The 18,835-nt window shown below is 64.0% G+C and carries 15 protein-coding genes; 6 read left to right on the top strand and 9 right to left on the bottom strand.

What is annotated here, in order from left to right:
• Positions 1-14 precede the first annotated feature (14 nt).
• From JQ600_RS13795 to JQ600_RS13770, 6 genes are all read right to left on the bottom strand, one after another.
• Positions 15-6,218 carry a HAMP domain-containing protein gene (locus JQ600_RS13795; protein ID WP_249135889.1) on the bottom strand — a complete coding sequence of 2,068 codons (6,204 nt, stop codon included), beginning with the start codon at positions 6,216-6,218 and terminating at the stop codon, positions 15-17.
• A gap of 391 nt (positions 6,219-6,609) precedes the next feature.
• The gene (locus JQ600_RS13790; RefSeq protein ID WP_212265936.1) at positions 6,610-7,728 is read right to left on the bottom strand and encodes a branched-chain amino acid ABC transporter substrate-binding protein; all 1,119 of its coding nucleotides are present in this window, start codon (positions 7,726-7,728) and stop codon (positions 6,610-6,612) included.
• Positions 7,729-7,904: 176 nt separating this feature from the next.
• Entirely contained in the window at positions 7,905-8,654 is a 750-nt protein-coding gene (locus tag JQ600_RS13785) for an ABC transporter ATP-binding protein (protein WP_212265935.1), read from the bottom strand.
• Complete coding sequence (locus tag JQ600_RS13780) at positions 8,651-9,496, bottom strand: ABC transporter ATP-binding protein (RefSeq protein WP_212265934.1); 846 nt, start codon at positions 9,494-9,496, stop codon at positions 8,651-8,653. Before JQ600_RS13780 ends, JQ600_RS13785 begins: the two co-directional genes overlap by 4 nt.
• On the bottom strand, positions 9,493-10,794 hold the full coding sequence (livM, locus tag JQ600_RS13775) for a high-affinity branched-chain amino acid ABC transporter permease LivM (RefSeq protein WP_212265966.1): 1,302 nt from the start codon (positions 10,792-10,794) through the stop codon (positions 9,493-9,495). Before livM ends, JQ600_RS13780 begins: the two co-directional genes overlap by 4 nt.
• Positions 10,795-10,826: 32 nt before the next feature.
• Positions 10,827-11,744, bottom strand: a complete 918-nt coding sequence (locus JQ600_RS13770) for an ABC transporter permease subunit (RefSeq protein WP_212265933.1) — start codon at positions 11,742-11,744, stop codon at positions 10,827-10,829.
• 284 nt (positions 11,745-12,028) lie between these two features.
• On the opposite strand from JQ600_RS13770, the gene JQ600_RS13765 reads away from it, so the two are divergent.
• Together JQ600_RS13765 and JQ600_RS13760 are read left to right on the top strand one after the other, a co-directional pair.
• A complete protein-coding gene (locus JQ600_RS13765) occupies positions 12,029-12,190 on the top strand; it encodes a hypothetical protein (RefSeq protein WP_192734121.1) in 162 nt (53 codons plus the stop codon).
• Between the two features lie 199 nt (positions 12,191-12,389).
• Positions 12,390-12,899, top strand: a complete 510-nt coding sequence (locus tag JQ600_RS13760) for a hypothetical protein (RefSeq protein WP_212387004.1) — start codon at positions 12,390-12,392, stop codon at positions 12,897-12,899.
• On the opposite strand, the gene JQ600_RS13755 is transcribed toward JQ600_RS13760, so the two are convergent.
• The 3 genes from JQ600_RS13755 to JQ600_RS13745 form a co-directional block, all read right to left on the bottom strand.
• Positions 12,879-13,271: a carboxymuconolactone decarboxylase family protein gene (locus JQ600_RS13755; protein ID WP_212387002.1), complete on the bottom strand. Its 393-nt coding sequence runs from the start codon at positions 13,269-13,271 to the stop codon at positions 12,879-12,881. The genes JQ600_RS13760 and JQ600_RS13755 overlap by 21 nt on opposite strands.
• 136 nt (positions 13,272-13,407) lie before the next feature.
• Positions 13,408-14,190: a 3-oxoadipate enol-lactonase gene (pcaD, locus tag JQ600_RS13750; protein ID WP_212265930.1), complete on the bottom strand. Its 783-nt coding sequence runs from the start codon at positions 14,188-14,190 to the stop codon at positions 13,408-13,410.
• A 17-nt stretch (positions 14,191-14,207) separates the two neighbouring features.
• Entirely contained in the window at positions 14,208-15,560 is a 1,353-nt protein-coding gene (locus JQ600_RS13745; RefSeq protein WP_212265929.1) for a 3-carboxy-cis,cis-muconate cycloisomerase, read from the bottom strand.
• 258 nt (positions 15,561-15,818) lie between these two features.
• On the opposite strand from JQ600_RS13745, the gene JQ600_RS13740 reads away from it, so the two are divergent.
• The 4 genes from JQ600_RS13740 (at position 15,819) to JQ600_RS13725 (ending at position 18,784) form a co-directional block, all read left to right on the top strand.
• Positions 15,819-16,265, top strand: a complete 447-nt coding sequence (locus tag JQ600_RS13740; RefSeq protein ID WP_192734116.1) for a carbon monoxide dehydrogenase subunit G — start codon at positions 15,819-15,821, stop codon at positions 16,263-16,265.
• 221 nt (positions 16,266-16,486) lie between these two features.
• Positions 16,487-16,972, top strand: a complete 486-nt coding sequence (locus tag JQ600_RS13735; RefSeq protein ID WP_212036960.1) for a (2Fe-2S)-binding protein — start codon at positions 16,487-16,489, stop codon at positions 16,970-16,972.
• A gap of 65 nt (positions 16,973-17,037) precedes the next feature.
• Positions 17,038-17,841 carry a xanthine dehydrogenase family protein subunit M gene (locus JQ600_RS13730; RefSeq protein ID WP_211996304.1) on the top strand — a complete coding sequence of 268 codons (804 nt, stop codon included), beginning with the start codon at positions 17,038-17,040 and terminating at the stop codon, positions 17,839-17,841.
• Positions 17,842-17,878: 37 nt separating this feature from the next.
• Entirely contained in the window at positions 17,879-18,784 is a 906-nt protein-coding gene (locus tag JQ600_RS13725; RefSeq protein ID WP_192734113.1) for a MoxR family ATPase, read from the top strand.
• Positions 18,785-18,835: the final 51 nt, after the last annotated feature.

Raw genomic sequence — 18,835 nt, 5'->3', positions numbered from 1 at the left:
CATCTGCGCGCCGATCAGCGGTGGAGCCACATACGGATGGCAAGGAGCAACTGCTCGGTGTTGACGGGTTTTGCCAGATAGTCCGACGCTCCGGCCTCGAGGCACTTCTCGCGGTCGCCCTTCATCGCCTTGGCGGTCAGCGCGATGATGGGGAGGCGGCCAAACGACGGGTTCTGCCTGATGACCCCGATGGTCTGGTAGCCGTCCATCTGCGGCATCATGATATCCATCAGCACGATCGCTATCTTGGGATTGGATTCGACCAGCGCAATGGCCTCATGGCCGGTGGTCGCCGTCAGCACCTTCATGCCGCGCCGTTCCAGCACGCTCGACAGCGCGAAGATGTTACGGGCGTCGTCGTCCACCAGAAGCGCGGTCTTGCCAACGAGATCCTCATCGGAACTATTGAGCTTCTCCAGCATCCTCTGCTTCTCGACCGGCAATTCCGTGATCACACGGTGCAAAAACAGCGACGTTTCGTCGAGCAGGCGTTCCGGCGATTCCACGCCCTTGACCACGATGCTGCGGGCCATGGTGTGGAGTTCCGCGTCTTCCTCGGCGGAAAGTTCCCGCCCGGTGAACACGACCACCGGCACGTTCGAAAGCGCCTCGTCGTTGCGGATCTGGTCGAGCACCTCGAAACCGCTCATGTCCGGCAACCGCAGGTCCAGCACGACGCAGTCGCAGGGGTTGTCGCGCAGGGTCGAGAGTGCGCCGGCGCCGGTATCGGTGGTGAGGATCTCGATATCCACGTGATCGAGCAGGGCCTTGATGCTCATCTGCTCGGCGGCGTTGTCTTCCACGATCAGAAGACGCTTGCGCCGCGGCTTGGCGTATTCCTTGATCTGGGACAGTGCGGCGCTGACGCCTTCGGTCGTGGTCGGCTTGTTGACGAACGAGAATGCGCCGCGTGCCAGCGCGTGCTGGCGATCCTCGTCGAGCGTGATGATCTGCACCGGAATGTGCCGGGTCAGCGGATTGTGCTTGAGCTGGCTGAGCACGGTCCAGCCCAGCATGTCCGGCAGGAACACATCGAGCGACACCGCCGTGGGCTGGAACTGCTTGGCGAGTTCGAGCGCTTCGGCGCCGCGATTGGCGACCAGGACCTTGAAGCCCTTGTCGCGGGCGAGATCGATCAGCACCCGCGCGTAGTGCGGATCATCCTCGACGATCAGGAGGATGGTGTCGCCGGCCTCCAGGTTGAGCCGGTCATCCGGCAGCTGCTCGATCACCCGCTCCTGGGTCGCGGCAACCTGCAGCGCCGGCGCGGTCAGATAGGATGACGGGGCCGGGGTGCGCGGCGCGACGGTGGGCCCGGAATATTTCAAGGGCAGATACAGGATGAAAGTGCTGCCCTTGCCCGGGGCGCTGCGCAGATGAATCTCGCCGCCGAGCAGGCTCGCGAGTTCGCGGCTGATGGCGAGGCCAAGGCCGGTGCCGCCATATTTTCGGCTGGTGCCGGCATCCGCCTGCTGGAACGCTTCGAAGATCAGCTTCTGTTTCTCCGGCGGAATGCCGATGCCGGTGTCGGTGACCTCGAAGGCCACGACGGCGGGAGCGTGGTTCAGGATCGGGTGCTCCGCGCTCCATCCGCCGAGGGCGGCGGACACGGTCAGCCGCACGCCGCCCTCGGCGGTGAACTTGAACGCGTTCGACAGCAGGTTCTTCAGCACCTGCTGCAGGCGTTTGGAGTCGGTCACCATGCTGCGGGCGAGGTTCTCGTCGACGCTGATGTTGAACGAGAGCTGGCGGTTGTCGGCTTCGTGCCTGAACGGCCGGCCGACGGTTTCCAAAAGGTTCGAGGTGAGGATTTCCTCGGCATCGACCGTTACCGTTCCGGATTCGATCTTCGACAGGTCGAGAATGTCGCTGATCAGGTTGAGCAGGTCGGTGCCGGCGCCGTGGATGGTGCGGGCGAATTCGACCTGCTTGGCCGACAGATTGCCGTCGGGGTTTTCGGTGAGCTGCTGGCCGAGGATCAGGATGCTGTTGAGCGGCGTGCGCAGCTCGTGCGACATGTTGGCGAGGAACTCGGACTTGTACTTCGACGTCAGCGAAAGCTCGGTCGCCTTCTCCTCGAGCGCGCGCCGCGCCTGTTCGATTTCCTGGTTCTTTCTTTCCACCTCGACGTTGCGTTCGGCGAGCTGCTGGGCCTTCTGCTCAAGCTGTTCGTTGGTCTGTTGCAGCTCCTTCTGCTGGGTCTGCAATTCGCCGGCGAGCTGCTGCGACTGCTTCAGCAGGCCTTCGGTCTGCATCGTGGCCTCGATGCTGTTGAGCACGATGCCGATACTATCGGTGAGCTGTTCGAGGAAGGTCATCTGTGAGGTCGTGAACGAACTGACGGAGGAGAGCTCGATCACCGCCTTGACCTGGTTTTCGAACAGCACGGGCAGCACGACGAGGTTTTTCGGAATCACGCGGAGCAGCGCCGAATTGATCGGCACGGTGTCGGCCGGGATGTCCGAGATCACGCGCTGGCGCTTGTCCAACGCGGATTGCCCGATCAGTCCCTCGCCGAACTGCACGAATTGCGGGTGAGGGTGGTTGCCGTCGCCGGCGTAAGCCGACAGCAGGCGCAGTTGCCGGTTGTCTTCGCTTTCGACGCGGTAGATGACGCCCATATGCGCGTTCACCAGCGGCGTCAGTTCGGTGAGCAGCAGCCGGCCGACCGTGGTGAGATCGCGCTGGCCCTGCAGCATGTTGGTGAATTTGGCGAGGTTGGTCTTGAGCCAGTCCTGTTCCGAGTTCACGTCCGTGGTCAGGCGAAGATTGCCGATCATCGTGTTGATGTTGTCTTTGAGCTCGGCGACTTCACCGCGCGCATCGACCTGGATCGACCGGGTGAGGTCGCCCTTTGTCACCGCGGTCGCGACTTCGGCAATGGCGCGCACCTGCGAGGTCAGATTGGCGGCCAGCAGGTTGACGTTGCCGGTGAGGTCCTTCCAGGTGCCGGCGGCGCCGGGCACGTTGGCCTGACCGCCGAGCCGTCCTTCGACGCCGACTTCGCGCGCCACTGAGGTGACCTGATCGGCGAACGTCGCCAGCGTCTCGGTCATGTTGTTGATGGTATCGGCGAGAGCGGCGACTTCGCCCTTCGATTTCACCGTCAGGTCCTGCTTCAAATCGCCGTTGGCGACCGCGGTCACCACCTTGACGATGCCGCGGACCTGTTCGGTGAGGTTTGCCGCCATGAAGTTGACGGTGTCGGTAAGGTCCTTCCAGGTGCCGGCGACGCCGGGCACCTGCGCCTGTCCGCCGAGCTTGCCCTCGGTGCCGACCTCGCGCGCGACGCGGGTGACTTCGCCGGCGAAGGCGTTCAGCTGATCGACCATCGTGTTGATGGTGTTCTTCAGTTCGAGGATTTCGCCCTTCACGTCGACCGTGATCTTGCGCGACAAGTCGCCGCGCGCCACCGCCGTGGTGACCTCGGCGATGTTTCGGACTTGCGTCGTCAGGTTGGCCGCCAGCAGGTTGACGTTGTCCGTCAGGTCCTTGAACGTGCCACCGACGCCGGGCACCACCGCCTGGCCGCCGAGCCGTCCCTCGGTACCGACCTCGCGCGCGACGCGGGTCACTTCGGCCGCGAACGAGCGCAGCTGTTCGACCATCGTGTTCAAGGTGTCCTTGAGCAGCAGGATTTCGCCGCGCACGTCCACCGTGATCTTCTTGGACAGGTCGCCGCCGGCGATCGCGGTTGCGACCTCGGCGATGTTGCGGACCTGCGCCGTCAGGTTGGAGGCCATGAAGTTGACGTTGTCGGTGAGGTCCTTCCAGGTGCCGGCGACTTCGGGCACTTGCGCCTGGCCGCCGAGCTTGCCTTCGGTGCCGACTTCGCGCGCCACGCGCGTCACCTCGGAGGCGAAGGCGTTGAGCTGGTCGACCATCGTGTTTACGGTGTTTTTCAGTTCGAGAATCTCGCCCTTGACGTCCACCGTGATCTTCTTGGACAGGTCGCCCTTCGCCACCGCCGTGGTCACTTCGGCGATGTTGCGGACCTGGCCGGTGAGGTTGCCGGCCATCGAGTTGACGTTGTCGGTAAGATCCTTCCAGGTGCCGGCCACACCGGGCACGTTGGCCTGGCCGCCGAGCCGGCCTTCGGTGCCGACCTCGCGCGCCACGCGGGTCACTTCGCCCGCGAAGCGGTTGAGCTGGTCGACCATCGTGTTGAGCGTTTCCTTCAGCTGCAGGATCTCGCCGCGCACGTCCACGGTGATCTTGCGCGACAGGTCGCCGCCGGCGATGGCGGTCGCCACTTCGGCGATGTTGCGGACCTGCGCCGTCAGATTGCCGGCCATCGAGTTGACGCTGTCCGTCAAGTCCTTCCAGGTGCCGGCGACGCCGGGCACTTCGGCCTGGCCGCCGAGCTTGCCGTCGGTGCCGACCTCGCGCGCCACGCGCGTCACTTCGCCGGCAAAGGCGTTGAGCTGGTCGACCATCGTGTTCAGCGTTTCCTTGAGCTGAAGGATTTCGCCTGACACGTTCACCGTGATCTTCTTCGACAAGTCGCCCTTGGCGACGGCGGTGGCGACTTCGGCGATGTTTCGCACCTGGCCGGTGAGGTTGCTGGCCATCGAGTTGACGCTGTCGGTGAGATCCTTCCAGGTGCCGGCGACGCCGCGCACCAGCGCCTGGCCGCCGAGCTTGCCTTCGGTGCCGACCTCGCGCGCGACGCGCGTCACTTCGCCGGCAAACGCGTTGAGCTGGTCGACCATCGTGTTGACGGTGTCCTTCAGCTCCAGAATTTCGCCACGCACGTCCACCGTGATCTTCTTCGACAAGTCGCCATTGGCGACCGCCGTCGTCACTTCGGCGATGTTGCGGACCTGAGCCGTCAGGTTGCTCGCCATCGAGTTGACGCTCTCGGTGAGATCCTTCCAGGTGCCGGCGACGCCGAGCACGTTGGCCTGACCGCCGAGCCGCCCGTCGGTACCGACTTCGCGCGCGACGCGCGTCACTTCGCCAGCAAACGCGTTGAGCTGGTCGACCATCGTATTGAGCGTTTCCTTCAGCTGAAGGATTTCACCGGATACGTTGACGGTGATCTTCTTGGAAAGGTCGCCGCCCGCGATCGCGGTTGCGACGTCGGCAATGTTGCGGACCTGCGCGGTCAGGTTGGAAGCCATGAAGTTGACGTTGTCGGTGAGGTCCTTCCAGGTACCGGCGACGCCGGGCACCTGGGCCTGACCGCCCAGCTTTCCTTCGGTGCCGACCTCGCGCGCGACGCGCGTCACTTCCGAGGCGAAGGAGTTGAGCTGGTCCACCATCGTGTTGATGGTGTCTTTCAATTCCAGAATTTCGCCGCGGACGTCCACCGTGATCTTGCGCGAGAGGTCGCCGCGGGCGACGGCGGTGGTGACGTTGGCGATGTTGCGGACCTGCGCGGTGAGGTTGCCGCACATCGCGTTGACGGAGTCGGTGAGATCCTTCCAGGTGCCGGCGACGCCGGGCACGATCGCCTGACCGCCGAGCTTGCCGTCGGTGCCGACTTCGCGGGCCACGCGTGTCACTTCGGAAGCGAACGAACGCAGCTGGTCCACCATCGTATTGATGGCTTCCTTCAGCTGCAGGATCTCGCCGCGCACGTCGACCGTGATCTTTTTCGACAAGTCGCCATTGGCGACCGCGATGGTGACTTCGGCGATGTTGCGGACCTGGCCGGTGAGGTTGTTGGCCATGGAGTTGACGCTCTCGGTCAAATCCTTCCAGACGCCGGTGACTTCCGGCACCTGCGCCTGGCCGCCGAGCTTGCCCTCGGTGCCGACCTCGCGCGCCACGCGCGTCACTTCCGAGGTGAACACGCTGAGCTGTTTGATCATCGTGTTGACGATGTTGGCGGACTGCAAAAATTCGCCGCCCAGCGGGCGGCCATCGACATCGAGTTGCACGGTCTGCAGCAGGTCTCCCTGCGCCACGGCGGCGACCGCGCGGGTCACCTCGCGCGTCGGCCATAGCAGATCGTCGATCAGGGTGTTGACCGACCCTTCCATGTCCGCCCACGAGCCGCTCGAAAGATCGAATTTGACACGCTGCCGGGTTTTGCCCTCGCGGCCGACGACCTGTCCGACCCGCTCCAGTTGCTGCGCCATTCGTTGATTGGCGGCGACGATCTCATTGAAGGTGTCGGCGATCTTGCCCTCGATGCCGAGATGATCGCCGGTCATCCGCACCGAGAAATCGCCGGAGCGCATCGCCTGCAGCGCGTGCAACAGGTCCTGCATCGGGTCGGGCGTGCCGTTGGCCTGGGCTTTGGCTTTGGAGACGCGGCGGACCGGAGATGATGCTCCAGGGGAAAGATCACTCATGGTGTCTCCTCGAGGCGATGTCGCGCGAATCTGGCCGCTGGTATGCGATTTGCGCCATAAGACGTGCCGCCCGATCGGAGATCAAGGTGGAACAGCAGGTGATGCAGCAAAATCAATGACATGGAACCCAGCCCGAACTGTTTAAAACCGCTCGGATGCCTTTGGTTCCACCACCCCGGCAAAAAAGTTCCATAGCGTGAAAGGCCGTTAACCTTTGCAGGCTCGGCTTTCCTTGATGAACGCGCCGCAAACAAAAAACGCCCCGGCAAGCCGGGGCGTTCGTTGCTAACAAAAGCGGTGAGGGGTCTTAAGAACCCTTCGGATTGATCTCGGTGTAGTTACCCTTGGCATCCCACTTGTAGACGACATAGTCGATCGCCTTGATGTCGCCCTTGGCATCGAATCCCATCTTGCCGAGCACGGTATCCCACTCGCCGGCCTTGATGGCTTCCATCACCTTCTTCGGATCGGTCGAGCCGACCTTCGCCACCGCCTTCGTCCAGACCTGCATCGCGGCGTAGGTGTAGAGGGTGTAGCCTTCGGGATCGATGTTCTTGGCCTTGAACTTCGCGACGATCTCCTTGGCGGTCGGCTTGTTGCGCGGGTCGGGGCCGAAGGTGAACAGCGTGCCTTCGGCGGCGGGACCTGCGATCGAGGCGAACTCCTTGTCGTTCAAGGCGTCGCCCGCCATCAACACCGTCTTCAGGCCCTGGTCGCGCATCTGGCGCAGGATCAGGCCGGATTCCTGATGGTAACCGCCGACAAAGACCAGATCGATATTGTCGCGCTTCAGCCGCGACACGATCGCGTTAAAATCCTTGTCGCCCTTGTTGTAGGATTCGAACATCTTCTCGGTGACGCCGGCCTTGTTGAGCGCCTTCTTGGTTTCGTCGGCGAGGCCTTTGCCGTAGGTGGTCTTGTCGTTGAGGATGGCGACGTTCTTGCCCTTGTAGTTCTTGACGATGTAATCGGCGGCAATCAGGCCCTGCTGATCGTCGCGGCCGCAGACGCGCGCCACGTTCCAGAGCTTGCGCTCGGTGAACAGCGGGTTGGTCGAGGCCGGCGTAATCTGCAGCACGTTGCCGTCGGCATAGGCTTCCGACGCCGGGATCGACGAGGACGAGCAGAAGTGACCGGCGACGAACGGGATCTTCGCGCTGGCGAACTTTTCCGCCACCGAGCGCGCCTGCTTGGGATCGCAGGCATCGTCGCCGACCTGCAGCGCCAGCTTCTTGCCGAGCACACCGCCGGCGGCGTTGATGTCGGCCACCGCCTGTTCGGCACCGTTTTTCATCTGCCGGCCGAACGCGGATTCGCCGCCCGTCATCGGGCCCGCCACTGCGATATTGATGTCCTGCGCCAGCGCGGTGGTCGAAAGCGCCAATGTTGCGCCCAATGCCAGGCCGATGAGTTTCAATGATTTCATGAGTTATCCTCGCGGGTTGTTCGATTTTCGGGATGCACCCGGCGGGCCGGGCGCGAAAACCGCGGCCATTGTCGGCTGATTTTACCGCGAAGTCATCGGCAAATTTCGGGCAAATCCACCGTCCGTTCGCAGCATCTTGCCGCAGCGGGCGGTTTTCGCCGCCGGCTTGGGCAACGCTAGCCCCGCCGGCCGCCTTCCAGATAGGCGGCGCGGATTTCCGGGCGCTGTAACAATTCACTGCCGGTGCCGGAGAGCGTGATCAGGCCGTTGACCATGACATAGCCGCGATGGGCGAGTTTCAACGCGTGATTGGCGTTTTGTTCGACGATCAGCACGGTCAGGCCGTCCTGCCGGTTCAGGGTCCGGATGGCGTCGAAAATCTGCCGCGCGATCAGGGGGGCAAGGCCGAGCGACGGCTCATCGAGCATCAGCAGGCGTGGCCGGCTCATCAGGGCGCGGCCGATCGCCAGCATCTGCTGCTCGCCGCCCGACAAGGTTCCGCCGCGCTGGGTCATGCGTTCCTTGAGCCGCGGGAACAGCGTAAAAATGCGCTCCAGGCCGCTGGCGCGGTCGGCGTCGCTGGAGTCGGTCGCGTCGGCGCCCATCTGCAGGTTTTCCGCCACGCTCATGCGCGGGAAAATCCGGCGGCCTTCCGGGGATTGGGCGATGCGCAGCCGCGCGATCTCGTGCGTCGGCACGCCGGTGATATCCTGGCCGTCATATTCGATCCGGCCGGCGCGGGCGCGGGGCCTGCCGAACACCGTCATCATCAAAGTCGATTTGCCGGCGCCGTTGGCGCCGATCAGGGCGACGATCTCGCCCGCGCCGACCTCGAGATCGACGCCTTTCAGCGCCTCGATCTTGCCATAGGCCGCGCGCAAGCCGCGGATCGCCAGCAGCGGCGTTGTTGGGGATGATGCGGTCACGTTCCGCTCTCCATCACCGCGATGGCTTCCTCCTCGTCGGCGCCGAGATAGGCGGCGATCACCCTGGGGTCGTCGCGGACATGTTGCGGCGTGCCCTCGGCGATCTTGACGCCGTAGTCCATCACGACGACGTGGTCGGAGATTTCCATCACCACCGACATGTCGTGCTCGATCAGGAGGATCGAGGTGCCCTGATTCGCGCGGATCGAGAGCAGCAGCTCGCTCAGGCTTGCACTCTCCCGCGCGTTGAGGCCGGCGGCCGGCTCGTCGAGGCAGAGTAGCGCCGGTTCAGTGCACATGGCGCGCGCGATTTCGAGGCGGCGCTGATCGCCATAGGGCAGGTTGCCGGCGGCATCGTCGGCGCGGTCCAAAAGATCAATGCGCTCCAGCCACGTTCGCGCCAGATCGATCGCCGCTTTCTCCGCGACGCGCCAGGACGGCGCGCCGATCAGTCCGAGCAGGGTAAGGCCGGAGGCGCGCATCAGCGCATTGTGCTGCGCCACCATCAAATTCTCCAGCGCCGTCATGCCGGGGAAGAGACGGATGTTCTGGAAGGTGCGCGCGACTTTCGCCTGCTTGGAAATCCGGAAATCGTTCAGCCGTTCGAGCTGGATGTTGTGGCCGTCATCATGCGCCAGCCGCATGCTGCCGCTGGTCGGCTTGTAGAATCCGGTGATGCAGTTGAAGACGGTGGTCTTGCCGGCGCCGTTCGGTCCGATCAGGGCGGTGATCTTGCGCCGTTCGGCGCCGAAGGAGAGGTCGTTGACGGCGACGATGCCGCCGAAGCGCATCGACAGGTGATCGACGGAAAGGATGTGGTCAAGAATCTGATCGGCGCTCATCCGTGCCCCTCCTTGACGAGGTCGGACGAGATCGCCTGGTTGCGTTCCAGGAACACGGTCGGCGCACGGTGACCGATCAGGCCGCGCGGGCGCCAGATCATCAACAGCACCATCGCCATGCCGAACACCAGCATGCGGTATTGGTCGAGCCCGCGGAACAGTTCGAAGCCGCCGATCATGGCAAGCGCCGCCAGCGCCACGCCAAGCTGCGAGCCCATGCCGCCCAGCACCACGATCGCCAGCACCAGCGCCGATTCATGGAAGGTGAAGGATTCCGGGCTGATGAAGCCTTGTCTGGTCGCGAAGAACGCGCCGGCGAGACCGCCGAACATCGCACCGGTCGCAAACGCCGTCAGTTTTGTCGTTGTCGTGTTGATGCCGAGCGCGCGGCAGGCGACTTCGTCCTCGCGCAAGGCTTCCCAGGCGCGGCCGATCGGTAGCCGGCGCAGCCGGATCGTGACCCAGTTGGTGAGCAGCGCGAGCGCCAGGATCAAGTAGAACAGAAACACGATGCGGTGGGTCGGCGAGAATTCGATGCCGAGTTTGGCGGCAAGCCCGTCGTCGCCTGGCGAGAGCGGAATGCCGAACATGGTCGGCCGGGGAATGCCGGTGACGCCGTTCGGACCGCCGGTCAGGCTTTGCCAGTTGAGCAGGACGAGGCGGATGATCTCGCCGAAGGCGAGGGTGACGATGGCGAGATAGTCGCCGCGCAGTCGCAGCACGGGAAAACCGAGCAGCACGCCCCAGAACGCGGCGAGGATGCCGGCCAGCGGCAGGCAGATCCAGAACGACAGTCCGAAATTGGTCGCCAGCAGCGCGTAGGAATAGGCGCCCACCGCATAGAACGCGACATAGCCGAGGTCGAGCAGGCCGGCGAGGCCGACCACCACGTTCAATCCCCATCCGAGCATGACGTAAGTCAGCACGAGGATACCGAGGTCGAGAATGTAGCGTTCGTTGTAGAAGATCACCGGCACCAGGAAGGTGAAGATCAAGAGCACCGGCGCGACGAGACGACCCGCGAACGAAAGCGCCGATGTTACCTGCGGCGGCACGACGCGCACGGTGCCGACCGGTCCCCACCATTGCCGCAGCAACTCGACGACGATGCTGCCGCCGAACACGGTTGCGACCATCATGGCGAGGTCGCCGAAGCGGGTCCAGTAGGTCAGTTGCCCGTCGGATCCTGCTTCGGTACGCACGCCGATCATCAGCGAGAACAGCACCAGCGCGACCAGCGCGCTGATCAGGGCTTTCTTGAAGATGAAGGCGACGCCGGGAGCGCGCGAGGTTTGCATGGCGGCGGGGGGCGCGTTCACGCGGGCGCCCGTCAGACTTTTTCGACTTCAGGCCGGCCGAGCAGGCCGGTCGGAAGGAAGATCAGCACGACGATCAGGATCGAAAACGCCGCGACGTCCTTGTACTCGACCGAGAAGTAGGCCGACCACAGCGTCTCGATCAGCCCGATCAGAAGTCCGCCCAGCATCGCGCCGGGCAGCGAGCCGATGCCGCCGAGCACGGCGGCGGTGAACGCCTTGATGCCGGCGACGAAGCCCATGAAGAAATCGACGAGGCCGTAATAGAGCAGGTACATCATGCCGGCGACAGCAGCGAGCGCCGCGCCGATCACGAAGGTCATCGAGATGGTGCGGTCGACATCGACGCCGAGCAGCGAGGCCATGGTCTGGTCCTGCTCGCAGGCGCGCATGTCGCGGCCGAGCCGCGTGCTCGATACCAGCCAGGTGAACAGCGCGAGCAACACGACGGTCGTGATCACCACGATGATCTGGATGTTGGACAATTGCACCACGAAGCCGCCGGAGCCCTCATGCAGCGTGTAGCCGCCGGTGATGATCGGCGGCACCGGCTTGACGCGCGCACCCTGGGCGACCTGGGAATAATTGGTCAGCACGAATGACATACCGATGGCCGACAGCATCGGGGCGAGGCGGAACGAATGCCGCAGCGGCCGGTAGGCGATGCGCTCCACGGTCCAGCCATACAGCGCGGTGATCGCCATCGATACCAACAGCACGACCAGCAGGATCAGGGGGATCGCGGTCAGGCCGAACGAAACCAGGATCAGGAACGTGATCAGGGCAATGAAGCCGCCGATCATGAAAATATCGCCATGGGCGAAATTGATCATGCCGACAATGCCATAGACCATAGTGTAGCCGATGGCGATCAGGCCGTAGATCGAGCCGAGCACGAGGCCGTTGATCAGTTGCTGGGCGAAATAATCCATGCGCTGCCGTATCTAGAGGTCAACGCGCCGAGGCCCCCGGCAGCCTTGATCGACGCATCGTGTCGTTTTCTTACAGTTTGGAACCGGGGGCGGCAACAGCGCTGGCTACGGCCCGGAGGGCTTGTACAGAGCTAGTTTTGAGCTGCCGGTTCCCGGGGAGTTCCGTGGGTCACAATGCCAACACGGCTTTGCCGCGCAATCATCGCGTCGGAACCGGTGTTCCCTCGCAACCAAAGCCCGGACTTTCCGTTGCCCCCAACTGTGTTCAACAAGGGAGATCCCCAATGAGCAAGCCGACCCAAAAGCCGGGCCAGCAGAACCAGAACCCGGGTCAGAAGCCCGGCCAGCAGCAGCAGGGCGGCGGTCAAAAGCCCGGTCAGCAGCAGCAGGATCCGAGCCGCCGTCAGGGCGAGCGACCCGGCGAGATGCCTGATCAGGACCGCTAGTTCTCAGGACCGCTGGTTCGAACGTAAGCGAGAGTTAAGCAAGGCCCCGCCGAAAGGCGGGGCTTTTCCTGTATGCGGGGAGGCCGGCCGCCGGCCAATTAAGGTAAACAAAGGGTTTAAATTGCCGCTCGCCGTTTAAGGGAGTTACGTCGCCGTCAGCCCGCCGCCTCGAAGAGCGGCGGAACCAACGGGAAGCGGCATGGCCAAACACTGGCGGATCAGTTCACTCAGCGGCGCGCTGCTGGCGGCGTATTTCATTCCGGCCTGGACCCTGATCGCGTTCAAGATCATGGTTTCGCCGGTCCATGGCCTCTACGACCGGCCCAACATTTCGTTCGCTTTGTTCGTCAGCGATCATCTGCAACTGGCGGGCACGGCGACCGTCCGTTTCGCCTGGCTATTGGCGCTCGGGCGGATGACGGTCGTGGCGTTCTTTGCGGTCTTTCTGGTATTCGTGACCCGCGCCGCGATCCGCAAGAGTGGCGGCTGCAACGAAGCGCTCGGCATGGCGCTGGCGATAGGCAGCGTCATCAGCTTTGCGGGCGTGCTGATGGCGTCGCAGGCCGGTGAGACCGCTGCCCTTCGGATGCATGCGGCCGAACTGTTGATGATGCTCGGCACCGTGATCGTGATGCTGGTCGAGGCGCCGGCGCAGAGGCCGGCGGATGCCAGCGCCGGCTCGGGCGAGCTATCCCTTCAGCAGACCTAGTTCGGCGACGATCCCTGCGGCTTCCTTGACGGCGTGGTTGGCCGCGGGCACGCCGCAATAGATCGCCTGCTGCAGGATGATTTCCTTGATATCATCGGGCGTGAAGCCGCCCTCGGCGAGGGCCGCGCGCACGTGCAGGCGGAATTCATCCCATTGGCCGAGCGCGACCATCGTGCCGATCACGAGCACGCGGCGGGTGCGATGATCGAAATGTGGCCGGGTCCAGATATCGCCCCAGGCATAGCGGGTGATCAGGTCCTGGAAATCGGTGTTGAACGCGTTGCGGCCCGCGATCGATTTGTCGACCCATTCATTGCCGAGCACTTTTCGGCGTTGGGTCATGCCGTTGTCGCGGCGCTTGTCGTCGTCCATGGGTTTTCTCCTTTCGTCATTGCGAGCGAAGCGAAGCAATCCATCGTACAACGAAGGAAGTATGGATTGCTTCGCTGAGTTTATCATCGGGCGCGCATTCGCGCGACCCGTTGGCTCGCAATGACGGCTGTTAGAGTTAGCGTTGCGTCAGGAAGCCGACCACCGCGTCGGTGAAGGCGTGCGGTTGCTCGACATTGGAAATATGCGCGGCGTCCAAAATCGTCATGCTGGCGCCGGGAATCTGGCTGCGGATGAATTCACCGGCTGCAACCGGCGTCGACATGTCGTGGCGTCCGGCAATCACCAGGGTCGGGCTTTTTATCTTCGGCAGCATCTCGCGGTTATCCAGCGTCGACAGCGCCTCGCAGCAGGCGAGGTAGCCCTCGACCGGGGTCGACAGCATCATCGCCTTCATGTTGGCGGTGATCTGCGGCTCGCGCTCGCGAAAATCCGCCGTCAGCCAGCCGCCGATCACGGTGTCCGCGACGGCGGCGATGCCGCCTTCCTTCACCGCCTTGATGCGGTTGTGCCAGTTGGTCGGGTCGGGATAGTGGCAAGCGGTATTGGCGAGGATGAGTTTGCCGAATCTATCAGGCGCATTGGCGCCCAGCCATTGCCCGACCATGCCGCCCATCGACAGCCCGCACCAGTGCGTCTTGGCGATATTGAGATCGTCGAGGATCGCGAGCACGTCGCGGCCGAACCGTTCCATCGAATAGGGGCCCGGCGGCACGCTGGACTTGCCGTGGCCGCGGCGGTCGTAGCGGATGACGCGAAACACCTCCGTGAGCGCCTTCATCTGCGGCTCCCACATCTGCATGGTCGAGCCCAGCGAGTTCGACAGCATCAGCGTCGGCCCGCCGTCGCGGCCTTCGACGGATACGTTGAGCAGGCACCCGTCGGCGTCGATCATCGGCATGGAATGTCTCCGGTCTCTTAGGTTTCCAGTGAAGCGAGCAGGCGGTCGATCAGGGCTTGCGAGGCGCCCTGATAGGCCATCGGCTCGAACAGTTTTGCGATTGTCTCGGCGCTGAGCTGCGCGGTGACTTTTGCATCCGACGTCAGCACGTCGCGCAGATGTTTCTTGCCGGCGACCGCTTTCTTGCTGGCCGCCTCGATCAGATGATGCGCGTCGCTCTTGCCGATTTTTTCAGCCAGCGCGAACGTCACCGCTTCCGCCATGATCAGTCCGTCGGTAGCGTCGAGATTGGCGCGCATCCTGATGGCATCGACTTCCAGTCCTTCGGCGATGTCGACGATGGCCGCAAGCGCTCCCGAAGTGACCAGCAGCAAGGTCGGCAGGGTCGGCCACTCCGCGTGCCAGGGGCCGGCGCTGCGTTCGTGGTCCTGCACCTGGGCGGCAAAAATCGTCGCCGCCAGATTGGGCGCCATGGTGGCGGCGGCGAGCGCGGTCGCGGCCGCCACCGGGTTGCGCTTGTGCGGCATGGTGGAGGAGCCGCCGCGGCCTTCGCCCGATGGCTCAAAGGCTTCGCCGACGTCGGTCTGCATCATCAAGGAAACATCGCGGGCGATCTTGCCGCAGCTGCCGGCGAGAATGGCGAGCACGGATGCGGCCTCCGCGATGCGGTCGCGGTGGGTGTGCCAGGGCGCCTCGGGCAGCGGCAGTTTCAGCTCCTGCGCCAGTTGTTCTGCGACCAGCAATCCCTGGTCGCCGAGCGCGGCGAGGGTGCCGGCGGCGCCGCCGAACTGCAGCGCCAGCGTCTCGCTGCGCAATCGCCGCAGCCGAGCCTGCGAGCGGTGCAGGGCCGCGGCATATTCGGCAAGCTTGAGGCCGAACGGCATCGGCAGCGCATGCTGCAGCCAGGTCCGGCCGACCACGGCGGTGTTGCGGTGCTGGCGCGCCAGTTTGGCAAAGCCCGCGATGGCGCGGGCGGTGTCAGCGAGCAGCGCATCGATGCCGGCGCGCAGGCCGAGCATCGCGCCGGTATCGATCACGTCCTGGCTGGTCGCGCCCCAATGCACGTAGCGCGCGGCGTCGGCGTCCAGCTTCGCCACGTTCGCCGTCAGCGCCTTGACCAGCGGGATCGCGAGATTGCCGGAGCGTGTCGCGGCCTCGGCCAGTGCGGCGAGGTCGAATGATTCGGCTGTGCAGGCGCTGGTGATCGGGCCCGCCGCGCTGCCGGGAATGACGCCTGTCGCGGCTTCGGCGCGGGCCAGCGCGGCCTCGAAATCCAGCATATTCTGGAGGCATGCGGCATCGTCGCACACCGCGCGCATCGCGGCGCTCGACAGCATCGGGGCAAGCAATGGGGACAGGGACGTACTCATCTGTGCCGGACCTAACCATCCCCCGTTGGCTCTGCCAACCCGGTTGGTAATACCAACCCCGTTGAGTAATGCCGGGTGCTCCTGATTTTCTGGCGGTATCCCGGTCACAACACCGGGAGCCAAAATTTGCGGCATTGCGGCGATCCCTGTTGGGCTTTGCGAATATGCATCGCTCGTCGTCCCAGGGCGGCCTTTCCTTATGCGCGCGTGTGCATTACTTGGGAGAACAGTTTTGAAGCGTTACCGGAGGCACCACCCATGGCTATGACGATGACCGGCGAAGTCCAGCTTGCGGCGCCGCGCGAGGCCGTGTGGGCCAAATTGAACGATCCGGAGGTGCTGAAGGTCTGCATCCCCGGCTGCGAGGAGCTCGAGAAGACCGAGGACAATGGCTTCCGCGCCACCGCCAAAATGAAGGTCGGCCCGGTCTCCGCCCGCTTCAAGGGCAAGGTCACGCTGAGCGATCTCGACCCGCCCAACGGCTACAAGATCTCGGGCGAAGGTGAGGGCGGCGTTGCCGGTTTCGCCAAGGGCGGTGCCACGGTGGCGCTGGCCGAAAAGGATGGCGGCACCTTGCTCAGCTATAATGTCGAGGCCCAGATCGGCGGCAAGCTGGCCCAGCTCGGACAGCGCCTGATCAACGGCTCTGCCAAGAAACTGGCCGACGAGTTCTTCGCCAATTTCGCCAAGGCGGTGCAGGGTTGATCCCGGGTTGAAGCTTGGCTGCCTCTTGGCTCCGCCCAAGATTCCCGCCTCAAGTCCAGCCCGAATACCCCGTCAAGAGTCCCGCTAAGCGGTATCTGGCCATGCCGGAAGTGAGTGACTGCCAAGGTTGCTCATTGCCGGGATGGCCCATATTATGGCCTTGGAACGATTTTAAACGCCTGCGCAGCCGATATGCGGCAGTGCAGCTCAAGAGAGTGCTGATGGCCAAGATTTCCCTGATCGTGAACGGCAATCCCGTAAACGCCAATGTCGACTCCCGTACCCTCCTGGTCCAGTTTCTCCGCGAAAACCTGCGGCTGACGGGCACCCATGTCGGCTGCGATACCTCGCAGTGCGGCGCCTGCGTCGTCCATCTTGACGGCAAGGCGGTCAAATCCTGTACCACGCTGGCTGTCATGGCCGACGGCCACGAAGTCCGCACGATCGAGGGCCTGGCCGCCGACGGCGCGCCGCTGCATCCGATGCAGGAAGCCTTCCGTGAGCACCACGGCCTGCAATGCGGCTTCTGCACCCCCGGCATGATCATGACCGCGGTCGACTTGGTGCACCGCAAGGGCAACGACCTCTCGGACCACGTCATTCGCGAAGAGCTCGAAGGCAATCTGTGCCGCTGCACCGGCTATCAGAACATCGTGACCTCGATCGCCGCCGGCGCCAAGGCGATGGCCAAATCCGACCTTGCTTAAATCCGACCTGGCTTAAGTCCGCCTCGCATCATCGAATTCATCGCGACCGCGATCAGGAAGTTCTCATGTACGAATTCAAATATCATCGCCCCGCGACCGTGCGTCAGGCCGCCAATCTCCTGGTGAAGAACGAGGACGCCAAGGTGATCGCCGGCGGCCACACGCTGGTGCCGGTCATGAAGCAGCGGCTCGCGAGCCCGCCGCATCTGGTCGATCTCTCCCATATCGAAGGCCTCGACGGCATCGAGATGAAGGGCCGTTCTCTGGTGATCGGCGCCACCGCCAAGCACGCCGCGGTCGCGACCTCGGCCGTCGTCGGCGAAGCCATTCCGGCGCTGGCCGAACTCGCCGGCATGATCGGCGATCCTGCGGTGCGCCACAAAGGCACCATCGGCGGCTCGCTCGCCAACAACGATCCGACTGCGGATTATCCCGCCGCGGTGCTGGCGCTCGGCGCCACCATCGTCACCAACAAGCGCCGGCTGAAGGCCGAAGAATTCTTCCAGGGCCTGTTCACGACGGCGCTCGAAAGCGACGAGATCATCACCAAGGTGATGTTCCCGGTGCCGAAGAAGGCGGCCTATATCAAATTCCGCAACCAGGCCTCGCGCTACGCGCTGGTCGGCGTGTTCGTCGCCAAGCGTCCGTCGGATGTCCGCGTCGCCGTCACCGGCGCCGGCTCGGACGGCGTGTTCCGCGCCGAACCGTTCGAAGAGGCGTTGAAGAAGCGCTTCTCGCACAAGGTGCTCGACGGCGTTTCCGTTCCGGCCGAAGGGCTGAACAGCGACCTGCACGGCAGCGCCGAATATCGCGCGCATCTGATCGGCGTGCTGACGCGCCGCGCCGTCGAAGCCGCGACGGCGAAGTAAGTTTGCCGTTTCCCGGCTCAGCAAGATTGGCTTTGTCATGAGTGCATCGGCGCTACCGAAATCCGTCGATGCGATGCAGGAATTGCTGACCTCGCGCGGCTATCTCGCCGAGCGATCGCTGGCGACGGTGACCTATCTGTCGCTGCGGATGGGACGACCGCTGTTCCTCGAAGGCGAGGCCGGTGTCGGCAAGACCGAAATCGCAAAAGTGCTGTCGGCCGCCCTGGGCCGGAAACTGATCCGTCTGCAGTGCTACGAAGGCCTCGACGTTGCCTCCGCGGTCTACGAATGGAACAGCGCCGCGCAGATGATCGCGATCCGGCTGGCGGAAGCCGGCGGCGACACTGACCGCGACCAGCTTTCCAGCGATATTTTCGCCGAGCGTTTCCTGATCAAGCGCCCGCTGCTGCAGGCGCTGGAGCCCGATGTGGCCGGCGCGCCGGTGCTGCTGATCGACGAACTCGACCGCGCCGACGAGGCGTTCGAGGCGTATCTTCTGGAAATCCTCTCGGACTTCCAGGTCACCATCCCCGAATTCGGCACCGTGAAGGCGCCGCAAGCGCCGATCGTCATCATCACCTCGAACCGCACCCGCGAAATCCACGACGCGCTGAAGCGCCGCTGCCTCTATCACTGGGTGGATTATCCCAATGCCGAGCGCGAGCTTGCGATCGTCAAATCGCGCGTGCCGGATATCTCCGCAAAACTGTCGCAGCAGGTGGTGCGCTTCGTGCAGGCGTTGCGCGATCAGGATTTCTACAAGTCGCCGGGCGTTGCCGAGACCATCGACTGGGCCACCGCGCTGACCGAACTCGACGCCCGCTCGCTGACGCCGCAAGTCGTCGGCGACACGCTGGGCGCGCTCCTGAAATACCAGGACGACATAGCGCGGATGCAGGGCGACACGCTGCAGAAGGTTTTGAAGGAAGCGACGAGCGACTAGGCGAGGGCTGTGCGCTCCCTCTCCCGCGCTTGCGGGGGAGGGTTGGGGTGG

Origin of the sequence: Bradyrhizobium sp. AUGA SZCCT0176 (assembly GCF_018130145.1) — a bacterium.
Lineage (GTDB): Bacteria > Pseudomonadota > Alphaproteobacteria > Rhizobiales > Xanthobacteraceae > Bradyrhizobium.
This window is presented reverse-complemented; position numbering and strand designations above follow the sequence as displayed.

What these genes read in the sequence shown, in the direction of transcription:
- JQ600_RS13795 (WP_249135889.1), bottom strand. Translation starts at nt 6,218, where the DNA reads ATGCAGGACCTGTTGCACGCGCTGCAGGCGATGCGCTCCGGCGATTTC.
- JQ600_RS13790 (WP_212265936.1), bottom strand. Translation starts at nt 7,728, where the DNA reads ATGAAATCATTGAAACTCATCGGCCTGGCATTGGGCGCAACATTGGCG.
- JQ600_RS13780 (WP_212265934.1), bottom strand. Translation starts at nt 9,496, where the DNA reads ATGAGCGCCGATCAGATTCTTGACCACATCCTTTCCGTCGATCACCTG.
- livM (WP_212265966.1), bottom strand. Translation starts at nt 10,794, where the DNA reads ATGCAAACCTCGCGCGCTCCCGGCGTCGCCTTCATCTTCAAGAAAGCC.
- JQ600_RS13770 (WP_212265933.1), bottom strand. Translation starts at nt 11,744, where the DNA reads ATGGATTATTTCGCCCAGCAACTGATCAACGGCCTCGTGCTCGGCTCG.
- JQ600_RS13765 (WP_192734121.1), top strand. Translation starts at nt 12,029, where the DNA reads ATGAGCAAGCCGACCCAAAAGCCGGGCCAGCAGAACCAGAACCCGGGT.
- JQ600_RS13760 (WP_212387004.1), top strand. Translation starts at nt 12,390, where the DNA reads ATGGCCAAACACTGGCGGATCAGTTCACTCAGCGGCGCGCTGCTGGCG.
- JQ600_RS13755 (WP_212387002.1), bottom strand. Translation starts at nt 13,271, where the DNA reads ATGGACGACGACAAGCGCCGCGACAACGGCATGACCCAACGCCGAAAA.
- pcaD (WP_212265930.1), bottom strand. Translation starts at nt 14,190, where the DNA reads ATGCCGATGATCGACGCCGACGGGTGCCTGCTCAACGTATCCGTCGAA.
- JQ600_RS13745 (WP_212265929.1), bottom strand. Translation starts at nt 15,560, where the DNA reads ATGAGTACGTCCCTGTCCCCATTGCTTGCCCCGATGCTGTCGAGCGCC.
- JQ600_RS13740 (WP_192734116.1), top strand. Translation starts at nt 15,819, where the DNA reads ATGGCTATGACGATGACCGGCGAAGTCCAGCTTGCGGCGCCGCGCGAG.
- JQ600_RS13735 (WP_212036960.1), top strand. Translation starts at nt 16,487, where the DNA reads ATGGCCAAGATTTCCCTGATCGTGAACGGCAATCCCGTAAACGCCAAT.
- JQ600_RS13730 (WP_211996304.1), top strand. Translation starts at nt 17,038, where the DNA reads ATGTACGAATTCAAATATCATCGCCCCGCGACCGTGCGTCAGGCCGCC.
- JQ600_RS13725 (WP_192734113.1), top strand. Translation starts at nt 17,879, where the DNA reads ATGAGTGCATCGGCGCTACCGAAATCCGTCGATGCGATGCAGGAATTG.